At 44.4% G+C, this 13,891-nt stretch carries 11 protein-coding genes; 4 read left to right on the forward strand and 7 right to left on the reverse strand.

All coding sequences use genetic code 11. The annotated features are described in order from the left end of the window. Positions 1–894 (reverse strand): hemolysin family protein (locus tag NC238_15115; protein ID MCM1567237.1); only part of this gene is annotated, 894 nt, incomplete at its 3' end. A gap of 271 nt (positions 895–1,165) precedes the next feature. On the opposite strand from NC238_15115, the gene NC238_15120 reads away from it, so the two are divergent. Next, the gene (locus NC238_15120; GenBank protein MCM1567238.1) at positions 1,166–2,659 is read left to right on the forward strand and encodes a B12-binding domain-containing radical SAM protein; all 1,494 of its coding nucleotides are present in this window, start codon (positions 1,166–1,168) and stop codon (positions 2,657–2,659) included. Between the two features lie 32 nt (positions 2,660–2,691). On the opposite strand, the gene NC238_15125 is transcribed toward NC238_15120, so the two are convergent. The 4 genes from NC238_15125 to NC238_15140 form a co-directional block, all read right to left on the reverse strand. Continuing rightward, positions 2,692–3,720, reverse strand: coding sequence for a GGDEF domain-containing protein (locus tag NC238_15125; protein ID MCM1567239.1), 1,029 nt, complete (start codon positions 3,718–3,720; stop codon positions 2,692–2,694). 126 nt (positions 3,721–3,846) lie between these two features. Next, entirely contained in the window at positions 3,847–6,378 is a 2,532-nt protein-coding gene (locus NC238_15130; protein ID MCM1567240.1) for an AMP-binding protein, read from the reverse strand. A gap of 381 nt (positions 6,379–6,759) precedes the next feature. Next, a complete protein-coding gene (locus tag NC238_15135) occupies positions 6,760–7,038 on the reverse strand; it encodes a GlsB/YeaQ/YmgE family stress response membrane protein (GenBank protein ID MCM1567241.1) in 279 nt (92 codons plus the stop codon). 146 nt (positions 7,039–7,184) lie between these two features. Further along, entirely contained in the window at positions 7,185–8,114 is a 930-nt protein-coding gene (locus NC238_15140; protein MCM1567242.1) for a YegS/Rv2252/BmrU family lipid kinase, read from the reverse strand. A gap of 202 nt (positions 8,115–8,316) precedes the next feature. Between NC238_15140 and lgt the strand changes: the two genes are divergently transcribed. The 3 genes from lgt (at position 8,317) to hpt (ending at position 10,648) form a co-directional block, all read left to right on the forward strand. Further along, complete coding sequence (lgt, locus tag NC238_15145) at positions 8,317–9,087, forward strand: prolipoprotein diacylglyceryl transferase (GenBank protein MCM1567243.1); 771 nt, start codon at positions 8,317–8,319, stop codon at positions 9,085–9,087. 92 nt (positions 9,088–9,179) lie between these two features. After that, on the forward strand, positions 9,180–10,118 hold the full coding sequence (locus NC238_15150; GenBank protein ID MCM1567244.1) for a cytidylate kinase family protein: 939 nt from the start codon (positions 9,180–9,182) through the stop codon (positions 10,116–10,118). Further along, a complete protein-coding gene (hpt, locus tag NC238_15155) occupies positions 10,115–10,648 on the forward strand; it encodes a hypoxanthine phosphoribosyltransferase (GenBank protein ID MCM1567245.1) in 534 nt (177 codons plus the stop codon). Before NC238_15150 ends, hpt begins: the two co-directional genes overlap by 4 nt. A gap of 496 nt (positions 10,649–11,144) precedes the next feature. Here the strand turns inward: hpt and NC238_15160 are convergent, their stop codons facing one another. Together NC238_15160 and hcp are read right to left on the reverse strand one after the other, a co-directional pair. Continuing rightward, positions 11,145–12,278, reverse strand: coding sequence for a GGDEF domain-containing protein (locus NC238_15160; protein MCM1567246.1), 1,134 nt, complete (start codon positions 12,276–12,278; stop codon positions 11,145–11,147). A 218-nt stretch (positions 12,279–12,496) separates the two neighbouring features. Beyond that, positions 12,497–13,891 (reverse strand): hydroxylamine reductase (hcp, locus tag NC238_15165; protein ID MCM1567247.1); only part of this gene is annotated, 1,395 nt, incomplete at its 5' end.

The raw sequence follows: 13,891 nt of genomic DNA on the forward strand, positions 1-13,891 counted from the left end.
CCGCAGATGAAATGTCTCCGGATTGCTGTTGTTCGTTAAATACTGGAAAAGGTATTTGGATTGCAGCACCCCGACAATATTGTCGATATTCTCCTCATAGACGGGTATCCTGGAATACTTCTCATGATTGATAAAGGCAATGACTTCACTTAAGCTTGCTTCAATCGGCAGCGCCGCAATATCCGTGCGATGTGTCATGACTTCGGAAACCGTTTTATTGTTAAATTCAAAAATATTGTTAATCATCAGTTTTTCTGTTTCATGGATAGCGCCTTTTTCCTCGCCAACATCAACCATCATGCGGATTTCTTCTTCCGTGACCTGCTCGTTCTCCGCATTCGGATCTACCCCGAAAAGCCTTACAAACACGTTCATTGACGCCGTAAGCATTTTTACGAATGGTGAGGTAATTTTAGACAGGATATACAGCGGACTTGCAGCAAACCAGGCGATCTTTTCAGCTTTATTCATCGCAATTCTTTTCGGCACGAGCTCTCCGAGCACCAGCGTGAAGTAAGATAAAATGATGGTAATTAGAATAACGGCTATCGTCTTCAGCAAGGATGCTGAAACGGGGGCCCCAAGCTTAATCAGCAGTGAAACCAGCGGATCGGAAAAATTTTCTGAAGCAAACGCACTGGCCAGAAAGCCTGCCAACGTTATCCCAATCTGGATCGTCGCAAGAAATTTGCTCGGCTCGCCGAGCAAATTGGTTAAAATTTTGGCCTTCTTGTCGCCATCTTCAGCCATCATTCTGATTTTATTGTCATTCAGGGAGATCAAAGCAATCTCCGAGGCAGCGAAAAAGGCATTGAGCGCAATCAGTACGACTAAAAACAAAATCCCGGTAATCAATGATTGTTCCTCCTGATAATAATAAAAAGGCAGAATCATTCCTTATACAGGACTGTCAAAGCCTTCTACCAAATCCTATTAATAAGTCATTTGAAATAATACTACTTCGTATATCTCCGGCATTTTCCTCCATATCTTACTCTCTCCCTTTCTTGATTCTACATCCATTTTAATTTACCCGATGATAAATTGCAATGTCCTGTGTTGTTCTGCAGAAAATCAGCGAATAAACCAGAAACGAATTGAGCAAATAAAAAATGGATATGCTAGAAGTGGCTATGCCAGTCAATAGAACAGGAAGGGCAAATCTATGAAAATTTTACTTGTTTACCCGCAAATACCGCTGACCTATTGGAGTTTCCAGTACGCGTTAAAGTTCATATCCAAGAAAGCTGGATCTCCGCCCCTGGGGCTACTTTCCGTAGCTGCTATGCTGCCGGAGCATTATGATAAGCGTCTTGTGGATATGAATGTAACGAAACTCAAGGATCGGGATATTTTATGGGCCGATTATGTCTGGATCAGCGCGATGGTCGTCCAAAAAGAATCTGTCAGGGAAGTTATTAACCGCTGTCATGCCCTCGGAGTCAAAACGACTGCAGGCGGTCCCCTCTTTACTTCCGAACCTGAGGAGTATGATGATGTAGATTATCTCGTCCTGAATGAAGGGGAGAACACTGTACCTGCCTTTGTGCGTGACCTTGAGAACGGATCGGCAGCGCACATTTACACAACGGAAGAATGGGCGGATATCAGAAATACCCCTGTGCCTTTGTGGGACCTTATCGATATGAAACACTACGCAACAATGAATATTCAATATTCACGCGGATGCCCATTCCATTGCGATTTCTGCAACATTACATCTTTATACGGTCACGAGCCCCGTACCAAGACCTCTTTGCAGCTCCTGTCAGAATTGGATTCCCTTTATCGAGCCGGATGGCGCGGAGGCATCTTCCTGGTCGATGATAATTTTATCGGAAACAAAAAGAAATTAAAGGATGATATCCTGCCTGCGTTGATCAGCTGGATGAAACAAAAAAATTATCCGTTTACGTTTATCACAGAGGCCTCGATCAATCTGGCTGATGATGACAGCCTTATGAATCTGATGGTTAAGGCGGGGTTTCTGACTGTATTTATCGGAATTGAAACCATGGATGAAGACAGCCTGGTTGAGTGCAATAAACTTCAGAATAAAAACCGCAATCTGATTGCGTGTATCAAAAAAATTCAGAAATTCGGCCTTCAGGTTCAGGGCGGCTTTATTGTCGGGTTCGACAACGACAATGCCTCTATTTTTGACAAACTGGTAACCTTTATTCAGGAAAGCGGGATCGTTACCGCGATGGTCGGGCTGCTGAATGCGCCGAAAGGAACTAAACTATATCAGCGTCTGGCAGCGGAAGGCCGCCTGTTAAAAAGCATCAGCGGCGACAACACCGACTTCTCGATGAACTTCATACCAAGAATGGAAAGCCGCCTGTTGATCAAAGGCTATCAAAGAATTGTCGATACGATCTACTCGCCAAGAAAATATTATGAGCGGGTCCTGACATTCTTAGAGCAGTACGAACCTGCTGGATTTACGGCTCAGCGGATCGACCGTTGTCAGGTGCTCGCGTTTATCAGATCGGTATTCCGTTTGGGAATTATCGGCCAAGAAAGACGATACTACTGGAAACTGATCATTTGGTCTCTGCGGAAACGCCGTAATGTATTTCCGCTGGCAGTAACCCTGTCCATATACGGTTTTCATTTCCGAAAAGTATTCCGCCGGACTGAGGAAATATTAAAATAATTTTAGAAAATTTGGGTGGAGGATTTTGATCTTTAAGCTTCTTTATGGAAAAGATCAACGCCGAAACGGCTGCCTGAGATGACCCTGTTCTTCCCTGCTGTTTTGGCAGCGTAAAGTGCTTTATCCGCAATCTCAATATTTTCGGTCAGCGAGCAGCCTTTTTGATAGAGACAGACACCGGCACTCACGGTCAGTGGCTTATCAAAATAACTGTTAAGTGCAAATTCTTCCCTGATTTTATCCGCTTTCAGGCAGGCGTCCTTCAGGCCGCAGCCATAAAGAATAATTAGAAACTCCTCACCGCCGTAACGGCAGATGAAATCAGTGGCCCTGGCATTTGTTTTTAAAACACGGGCTAAAACCAGCAAAACCTTGTCGCCAAAGACATGTCCCTTCTGATCATTTATCTTTTTAAAATTATCAATATCAAAAATGGCAATGCAAAAAGGCTGTCCTGTCTTCTGATAATTGGATACAGCCTTCTGAAAACTCTTTTCCAACAGCAGGCGGTTTGGAAGCCCCGTCAGCGGATCTCTGGCCGCCTGATTTTTGGCCTTTCTGAACTGATATTGGCTGATATTCAGCAAACTGTTGACTTCAAATACAATGATAAAACCGAAGGCTAGGAGCAGAAGGCTGAACATGTAGATATTTACGGATATAAACAGATCCGAAATTTTGAATGACGTAATGAATAAAGAGGCTACGCTTTCGGCAGCAGCAATGATCAAACCCAAAATCCCATGACGCATGCCGTGAAAAGAAATAAAGAAGAAATAGGAAAAAAAGAGCATATTCAGCAATTCAACATTCCCTGCCATCAATAGGGTATAAACAGGAATATCAAGCACTAAACTGAGCAGAATCAGTTTCTCGGCCCGGGTGTCCTTGCTGAAGATACAAACGGAAACAAACAAATTATATAGGAGAGCGATAAAGAAACCAACAAAAAACGGGCCCGTGAAAGAGCCCTGAAAACGGATCAGCTCAGCCAGGGCGACAACAAGTAGTCCCCACCTAAAGAGCAGGAATTTTCGTTCCAGCGGTTTATATTTGATCAAATCAAACTTCCTGACCAACTGTTTCACCACATTTTGCGAATTACGCAAATATTATACCATAATTTTCTATTCATCCAAAGAAAATTTTTGCCATTTGATAACACAATAAGGTTTCCTAGAAGTACCTTAGGCAGTTTCAATACTGTTGTCGGCCTGAAGGTTTAACTTTTCGACCGCGTTTTCGCGCATTTTATATTTCATAATTTTGCCTGCGGCATTCATCGGGAATTCTGCGACAAAGTCAATATAACGCGGTGTTTTGTGCTTGGCCATGTGGGTACGGACAAAATCCTTCAGCTCATCAGCGGTCAGTTCGGCACCGTCCTTCAGTATGACACAGGCCATAATCTCTTCCCCATATTGTTTGTCAGGGACACCAATAACCTGAACGTCCTTGACCTTTGGATGGGTATAAATAAAATCTTCGATTTCTTTCGGATAGATGTTTTCCCCGCCGCGAATGATCATGTCCTTGATACGTCCGGTAATTTTATAGTATCCGTTCTCATCGCGTCTGGCCAGGTCGCCGGTGTGCAGCCAGCCGTTCTCATCAATCGCCGCAGCGGTGGCTTCGGGCATTTTATAATACCCTTTCATGATATTGTAGCCCCTGGCAACAAATTCGCCGTCCTCATTATCCGGAAGATCTTCCCCGGTCTTCGGATCCACGATCTTGCACTCAACACCTGGCAAAGCACGGCCCACAGTGGCAACCCGCAGTTCGACGGAATCGTCGACACGGCTCTGGGTGCAGCCGGGTGAAGATTCGGTCTGTCCGAAGACAATGGTGATTTCATTCATATTCATCTTCTCGACGACATCCTGCATGACCTTCACAGGACACGGACTTCCTGCCATGATTCCGGTCCGCATGTAGGAAAAGTCTGTTTTCGGAAAATCTTCATGCTCGAGCATCGCAATAAACATGGTCGGAACACCATGGAAGGCGGTGATTTTTTCCCTGTTGATGCAATCCAGCGATATCTTCGGCGAAAACGCCGGTATCGGGGACATGGTCACCCCATGGGTCATGGACGCAGTCATCGCCAGCACCATCCCGAAGCAATGGAACATCGGGACATGAATCATCATGCGGTCGGCTGTGGAAAGATCCATGCAGTCGCCAATATTTTTACCGTTATTCACAACATTATAGTGTGTCAGCATAACGCCTTTCGGGAAACCAGTGGTTCCTGAGGTATACTGCATGTTGCAGACATCATGACGGTTAAGAGAAAGCGCACGGCGGTATACTTCCTCAACGGGGACTTTGTCAGCCAGGGTAATCGCATCTTCCCAGGTCAGACAGCCGTTCTGCCTGGAATCAACCGTGATAATATTGCGTAAGAAAGGCAGCCGTTTGATATGCAGCGGCTTTCCGGCCTCGGCAGTCTCCAACTCGGGGCAAAGCTCCTTGATAATGCCGACATAATCGGAGTCCTTATATCCATCGATCATGACCAGCGTGTGTGTATCCGACTGACGAAGCAGATATTCTGCCTCATAAATCTTATACGCGGTGTTTACGGTTACCAGCACAGCGCCAATCTTGGTTGCCGCCCAAAAGGTAATGTACCACTGCGGAACGTTGGTGGCCCAGGTCGCAACATGGTCCCCGGGTCTGACACCCATCGCGATCAGAGCGCGTGCAAATGTGTCAACATCGTCCCGGAATTCTTTATACGTACGGGTATAATCCATGGTCGTATAACGGAAAGCATACTGATCCGGGAACTCATCCACCATCCGGTCAAGCACCTGGGGGAAGGTCAGATCAATCAGCGTATCCTTTTGCCAGATATATTTTCCGGTCTTGGCATTGTTATCGTACAAATGACCTTTCACCGATGTTTTTTCCGTGTAACGGCTCATATATTCTGCAAAATTCGGGAAAACGACGCCGGCATCATCCAGGTCCGCCGCCCAGCGTTTGACCCATTCCAGGGAAACATAGCCCTCATAGTTAATCGAATGCAGGGCCTGCATCATCTCATCAATGGGTAAATCTCCTTCTCCCATCATACGGTACCGGGTGGTGCCGTTCTCTAAAACGGAATCCTTGATATGTACATATTTAATGTAGGCACCAAGGTTCTGAACAGTCTTTCCAGGTGTCTCATCTGCAAAACGATAAGGGTGATGCATATCCCACAAGGCGCCAACATTGTCACTCGCGACATGGTTGAGTAGATGGCATAAACGGGAGGTATCAGAATAGACTCCGTTCGTTTCAACCAAAAGGGTAACGCTTTTTTCTTCGGCCAGAGGTACCAGACGGTTCAGCGCAGTAAGCACCACCTCGTCATCGACTTCACCAGTCGGCTGCGGTGCGATATCGGCGAGGATACGAATATACGGGGTTCCTAGCTTGGAGGCTAATTCAATATACTGAACGATCTCCTGATGATTCTGTTCCGCTTTCTCAGCATACTTTAGACAACAGCCGGAAGACAGACAAGGAATTTGAATACGGAGTTCGGATAACTTTTTTATGGTTTGCGGCAACTGAGACTCAGTAAAAGGCTGGGCCTGCACTGCAAAGATCTCACTGCCCAGACCGCGGATTTCAATGCCGTCAAAGCCAAAGTCCTTGGCCATGGAATAGATATCGGTCCAGCTGAAATCCGGGCAACCCAGGGTTGAAAACGCAAGTTTCAACATAATCTCCTCCTAGCATTTTATATCTTATAAACTATAGAAAATTTTACTGGCGCCATGCCTCCGGCTGCGCCTAGAGATATCAGAAAGTGCTTAGAGTTTTTCTGATATACCAAAAAAGCCTTCACCCCTTAGCATTTCTGTTAAAGACGAATGCTTTATACTGTCATGGTACAGCCTTTAAATATAAAACTGTATGATATAATTTTAGGTAATGCTATCAAATTTCCGAATATTTGTCAAGTGTTGTGGATCAGTATGCACTCAGACAGAACTGTGCTAAGTCAGTTTTGCTGGTTTGATTTGGCGCTAAATAAAAAATGGAAACGGCTGGAGATCTACTCCGCCGTTTCCAGCATCCATCAAAATCCGGGATAACATTTACGACTGATATTGATTGTGAGAATGTTTCCTGCCCGTTAAGGCATTGACGATGGACAACAGGATCACCGCACCGAGGAGAGCAACCAAGAAACTCCAGACATTAAATCCATTGATCCCTATTCCTCCGAAAATGTTGACGATCCATCCGCCGATGAACGCCCCGACGATCCCGACAACAATATTCATTCCAACGCCCATTTTGGCATCACGGCCTGTAATCATGCTGGCAATCCACCCCGCAAGGCCGCCTAAAATAATCCAGCCGATAACACTCAAGACAATTCCTCCTTTGCATCAGATATTTTAAGGCAATTGTTTTCATAATTAATCTGCCCAAAATAAAAATATTTACCCGGACTTGTCTTCAATTCGAATGTTTTTATTAACCTTTTTATTAACGTTTGCATTGAAAATTTTTACATCTAAATTAAGAAGCCAAAACCGGTTTTATCCAGATAGCCTTCCTCTTGATTCTCTCTGGTAATGACTTTAAGTTTGGCGGGCTCAACAGTGACTCTTAACGGAAAATCAAACCCTTTTTCTCCGTCTAAATCCGTACCAATCGATTCCCGACAGTTGATTGTCAGCTCTGCCGTCTGGAAGTAGTCTACATATGGGCTCTCCGCATGTTCACCGTTCGCCACTTTGATAACCAGCGGGATCAGTTCGAGAACTGGACATGGTTTAAAAATATACACATCAAGCAGACCATCGCTAATAGAAGCCAACGGCGCTATCCTCTTAAAACCACCCGCCGATTTGCCATTCATAATCAAGATGAAATACACTTCATCGTCGCGGTTGGCTTCCCGGCTCCGAATACTAACTTTCACCGGCTTCATATTGGCGAATTCTTCAACACCCTTTAAATAATAGGCGAGAGCCCCAAAACTTTGTTTGATTCTTTTGGGAGTTTTTTGGCTGACATCGATCAGAAAACCCAGGCTGGCCACATTTAAAAAATAGCGGCCATTGGCGACCCCGATATCGCATACTGTAAAATGATCCTGAAGCAGAATCTCCGTCATTTCATTGACCCGCTCCGGAAAATGAAAATAACGGGCAAAGTCATTGGCAGTTCCTACCGGATATATTCCAACCGGGATCTGGCAATCATAACAAAAAAGAACATTGATGACCTGGTGGATCGTCCCGTCGCCCCCGGCAATCCAGATCCTGTTGAAACTGTTGATGTCCGCTGAGGAGACCATTTTTTCCAGGGCTTCCGTAGTGCTGATCCTGTAAGGGACCAAATAATAGCCTTTATCTTGGACAGCTTCAATAATGCTGTCCAAGTGATTATTAAAGCTGCCGTTCCCGGCAAGCGGATTATAGATTAATAATATTCGCATCGTCTACCCCCTGAAAACAATTCATAGCAAAGAATCATAGAATAACCTTACCTTACCTGATAACACAACAATACTACGGTGTCGGTCTTTTCGCAAATATCCAGTAATGCTTCTACACGATTCCTGGGAAGAGTTCAATCAGGCATTTTTGCTGGACAATTCCGGAAAGATAGTGTATTCATTAATACGGGAGTTGATTTTCTTGAACCCTATTGCATTTGAAATTGGTCCCTTTTCTGTTCATTGGTATGGTATACTGATCGCTCTGGCGTTTTGCGCCGGACTCATTCTCGCGAACTATCATACGAACTATCGCAGGCTGGACCCGGACAAACTTTTTAATCTGCTGATTGTTATGATTCCCGCTGCTCTGATCGGTGCCAGACTATATTATGTCCTGTTCAATTTGCATTATTACATCGCTTGTCCGGCGGAAATCGTGGCTGTCTGGCATGGCGGATTAGCCATTCACGGCGGAATTATCGGCGGTTTTCTGGCGGTCTTAGTGGTTACCCGCAGAGATCCGGATTTAAAATTTTGGTCTGTGGCCGATGTTATCGCGCCAAGTCTGGTTATCGGCCAGGCGATTGGCAGATGGGGCAACTTTCTTAATCAGGAAGCACATGGCGGCCCGGTTAGTGAATCCTTTATCAGTAAATTTCCGCATTTTATTCAGCAGGGCATGTATATTGACGGCCAATATTACCACCCGACTTTTTTATATGAGTCTTTATGGGACACTTTGATCTTTTTGTTCTTGTTCTGGCTGATCAGGAAGAAATCAACACCTGACGGCATCATTTTCTTGCTTTATTTATTGCTGTACTCGGCAGGCCGTTTTATTATTGAGAGTCTCAGAACCGACAGTCTGATGCTTGGTCCATTTAAAATAGCCCAAGTCATCAGTATTGCAGCAATTTTGCTTTCGGCCGTTCTTCTCTTTGTAAAACTTAGGAAAAAGAAACCAGTTTAGTCATTTCCATTCATTTCCAGCGTTCCGACGCTAATTGGCCTGATATGGTATAATAATCTGAGGACTGAACCGGTATCATTACTGCTGTGGGGGTGACTGATTTGGTATTTCTTACGATTTCCAGACAAACAGGAAGCCTGGGGAAAGAAATATCTGGGCTCCTCGCCAAGAAATTGGATCTGCCTCTGATTACACACGATTTTGTTGTGAACCAATGGCTGCCGGAGATTGCCGACAAGCATGAGCTACATATGCTGAAAGAAAGCCCTGGCTTTTATTTGAATCTGTCCTCTCAAGGCCTTACCTTTGCCGAGCATATTGAAAGCAGATTAAAAGGTTATATTTCTGAACAGCCTGCTATCATCTTCGGTCTCGGCGCTCAGGTTATTTTCTCCCGCCATCCTGAAGCGATCCATGTCAGAATCATAGCTTCAGATGAAGTTCGAACCGGCCGGGTCATGCATAATCTCCGTCTGGACCGCTCCAATGCCGAAAGATTCCTGGAGCTGACCGACCGCAAACACAAACGGTATATTTCCACCATTTATCATAGAGACTGGTCTGATCCTTCTCTTTACGGCATTACGCTGAACACAGATTTTATTGGCATCGAAGAAGGCGCTGCCTTTCTGGAGTACTATGCCAGAAATAAGCAGCTTTACTCCCCTGCGGCTGAATGTCCTTCTCAGGACGGTAAAAAACCGATTATTTTCAAGCATCCATCCGAAGAGGAATTTGCCGGAATCCTGGATATGTACCACCTTGACTGGGAGTACGAGCCCCGTACGTTCCCGATTCAATGGGATGAAGAGGGCAATGTTACCATGGCGTTTTCACCTGATTTTTACCTGCCCAGATTTAATACGTTCATTGAACTGACCACGATGAACCAAAAATATGCTTCAGAAAAAAAGAAAAAGGTTGAGCTGCTCAAACGGCTCTATCCCGGCACCAACATCAACATTGTCTTTAAAAATGATTTTTATTCCCTTTTGGAGAGATTCGGCATTAAGAAAGGATCTGCACAATGAATTCAAATGCTGTTGGGAAGATCATTTTCACTGCAGAGGAGATTCAACGGAAAGTCGCCGAAACCGGGCGAATCATCGATACCGACTATCAGGGCAAGGAGCTGGTTGTGATCAGCGTCCTAAAAGGATCGTTTTACTTTTTGGCTGACCTGACCCGGCACCTGACGGTACCCTTAAGCATTGATTTTCTGTCGATCAGGGCCTTCCCTGATGAAACGAATAAAACTGGCATTGTAAGATTTGCGAAAGATCTTGACCTTTCGATCACCGGCAAACATGTTCTTTTAGTAGAAGATGTGGTCGGAACCGGACTTACGCTTGCTTATATCTGCCAACACCTCGAAGCTGCGAAGCCGGCTAGTCTAAAAATATGCACCCTGCTGGACAATCCCTCGGAAAGGCTCCTCACCATTAACATCGATTATTGCTGTTTTCTTATGCCGGACCAATTTGTAGTCGGATATGGCCTTGATTACCAGGAAAAGTACCGAAACCTTCCGTATATCGCAGCCTACAAGCGCGAAAAATAAAAAAGAAGCTCCAACGAACCTTTATCAATGTATCCCCAGTATTACCCTCAATTTCGTTTCCTGCTATCCATCTTCCTTAAAAGACCTTCGTCTACAGATATTCCGTTTACTCATTACCCACTTCAGTCTGATTTCATTTCAGAATTTGCCTCTTAAGATCCTTTTTACAGATTCTCTTGAACCAAACCTTCATTTCTATCAATCCCGTTGCAGACTCTTTTCTTCGAAACTCTCCAGATATAGTGAACCTTTTCGTTCACCGACCTAATCATCCAATGATAACATTTTGTTTCCATTTTCAGGCTTCACTGGTATTCCATCTTAGGAATTCCTTGAAGCTTGTTATTATCATACATAAAATACAAGCTTTCGGTCAACCTGCAAATATCGTGATTTAGGCTAAAATTAATAAAATGTTACGAATTTTCAGTCTATTATAACGGTTTTTCTTTAGCTCATAAAGAATTACTTGCTAAAAGGAATCAAATCCCACGGATCATCCCAAATCCGCTTTTTTATTCTTTTTTTGGCTGTACATCAGATTGTCAACATGGTTCAGAAATTGCTCAATGCTGGCATATTTCATATCGAAGATGTCAGTCCCAAAACTTCCTTCCAGCCTGTAACGCTTTCCGGAAGTTTTATTATACGCTTCAAAAGACACATTGATTCTCTCAATTGTTTTCTCCAGAGCTTCTTTGCTGTCACATTCCATAATTACCGCAAATTCATCGCCACCCATCCTGGCAATAATGTCTGTTTTTCTTAGGACACTTCTTATTAGCCCAACAGCAGTCTGGATCGCTTTGTCCCCTTCGGAATGCCCATATTGGTCATTAATTTGTTTCAGTCCGTCAAGGTCAGCATAAATAAGCCCAAATTTGTTATCGGCCTTATGGTGGATCCTTCTGGAAATGTAATAGTCAAAAGATCCTCTCGTCCATACGCCGGTCAAGTTATCCAGATGAGCCATTCTTTGCTGCAGAAAATAATAAATAATCACGAGGGAAAATGCCGTACAGCTCCACATCAGAAGCACACCATAAAACAACGACTGAAGGATCCCTCCGATAATCGGCAATATTCCAAAACCGATCATAGGAATCCATTCCTGCTTAATGATTTTCCCTTTTCTTTTAAGGATCTGTATCAGGCTGACCAGCAGATAGAAATAGGTAATAACGGCTGAAACAAGAAAAAGTGATCCCCGGTGGTAGACATTCGCACTGTCTATATCGAAGATAAAACCGTAAATGGGCGATAAAACGGTCAGTACCGTATTGATGACAATCGGAATGAAATACAGGATTTCCCTGGTTTTAAAAATCGTACTATCTGGTTCAGTCCAGCTATAATTAAATTTGTACCATGAATAGGTTAACAGCGGTGCCGTAATAAACAAACATATATGCATCAGCTCCGACACCGGGATCAACCATAACTCAGGGCGTCTGTTGATCATACAGGTCAGCGTTTCAAAAACAAGCTCCAGCATAATGACTAAAGACGTGGTCAGAAATTTTTTATTGATACGATCCTGCCGGTCAAGACTCTGGTAAGCAATCAAAAATACTACCCCCAACAACACCAGGGCAACAAGATTAATATCAATCCGTAAAAATACCTGCATACTTTTTACCAGCCTTTATGTCTAAGATCAGCGCATGAAAATATTATAGCATAATTTTGTGGAATAATTTGCGAAACGTAACGTGATCCAGCAGTCCAAGCGAACATGGATGTGAAACGCAGCTAGGTCATGCTAAATGTGCAAAAAGGGGCTATTAACACCCAAAATGAAATGCTGCCAACACAGTGTCAGCAGCATTCGGATTGAGGTGAGCCCTTTTATTTAGCCAGAATAGCTGTTAAATCATTCTCTGGTGTAGAGATTGGTGTGATATTGAATTTTTCGACCAAAACACTGAGTACATTGGAAGAGAAAAAAGCGGGAACGGATGGTCCGATATAGATATTTTTTATGCCCAGCGCCAGAAGTGTCAGTAAAATACAGACGGCTTTTTGCTCATACCAGGAAAGCACCAGCGTTAAGGGCAGATCGTTTACGCCGCATTCAAAAGCCTTGGCCAATGCAACAGCAACCTGAATAGCGGAATAGGCATCGTTGCATTGACCCATATCCATCAGCCGTGGCAGTCCCCCGATTTCTCCGATATTCAGGTCATTAAAGCGGTATTTCCCGCAGGCAAGTGTCAGTACGACCGTATCTTTCGGAGTTTGTCTGACAAACTCGGTATAGTAGTTTCTGCCGGGTTTCGCGCCATCACAGCCGCCAACCAGGAAGAAATGCTTGATTGCTCCGCCCTTGACGGCATCGATCACTTTATCCGCAACTCCGAGAACAGTATTCCGGGCAAAACCTGTCATCAGCTCATTTCCGCCGTTGATCCCTGTCCTGTATTGATCTTCGCTGTAGCCGCCAAGTTCAAGCGCCTCCTTAATCAGGGGCGAGAAGTCCTTGACTTTGGCATCCGGGATATGCTTCATTTCGGGATAACCGACGACGGATGTCGTATAAACCCTGTCAGCGTAACTGGCTTTGGGTGACATCAGACAGTTCGTCGTAAAAAAGATCGGAGCCGGAATATTGTCAAATTCCTTTTGCTGGTTCTGCCAAGCCGTTCCGAAATTGCCCTTTAGATGCACATATTTTTTAAATTCAGGATAGGCGTGAGCCGGGAGCATTTCACCATGGGTATAAATATTGATTCCTTTTCCTTCTGTCTGTTCCAGCAATTGTTTCAGATCGAGCAGGTCATGGCCGGTGATCACAATGAATGGGCCTTTTTCTATGGTTGTTGTAACTTTGGTTGGCACCGGATGACCGAACGCCGAAGTATTCGCTTCATCGAGCAGCGCCATACAGGCAAGATTGGTTTTGCCGAATTCCATCAGCAACTCCAGCCATTCATCGACGGAATGATCTTCCCCGACAGCTTTCAATCCTTTATAAAAGCAGGAGGTGACTTGAGGATCCTGCTTGCCTAGAACATACGCATGCCAAGCATATGCCGCCATCCCGCGCATGCCTAACAAGAGAGTCGTACGCAGCGAAACGATGTCCGGATCACCATGGAACAAAGCTTCAGGTGCAAAATCTTCCGCCCCGCCAAGTTTGTTTTTCTCTTCAGTTACCTTTTGTATGAAGGCATCAAAATCTTGAGGATCAAAATTAACATTGGTCACTGTGGCAAACAGGCTCTGCATCACCAAAGCATCTGT

It is taken from the genome of Dehalobacter sp. (genome assembly GCA_023667845.1).
GTDB lineage: Bacteria > Bacillota > Desulfitobacteriia > Desulfitobacteriales > Syntrophobotulaceae > Dehalobacter.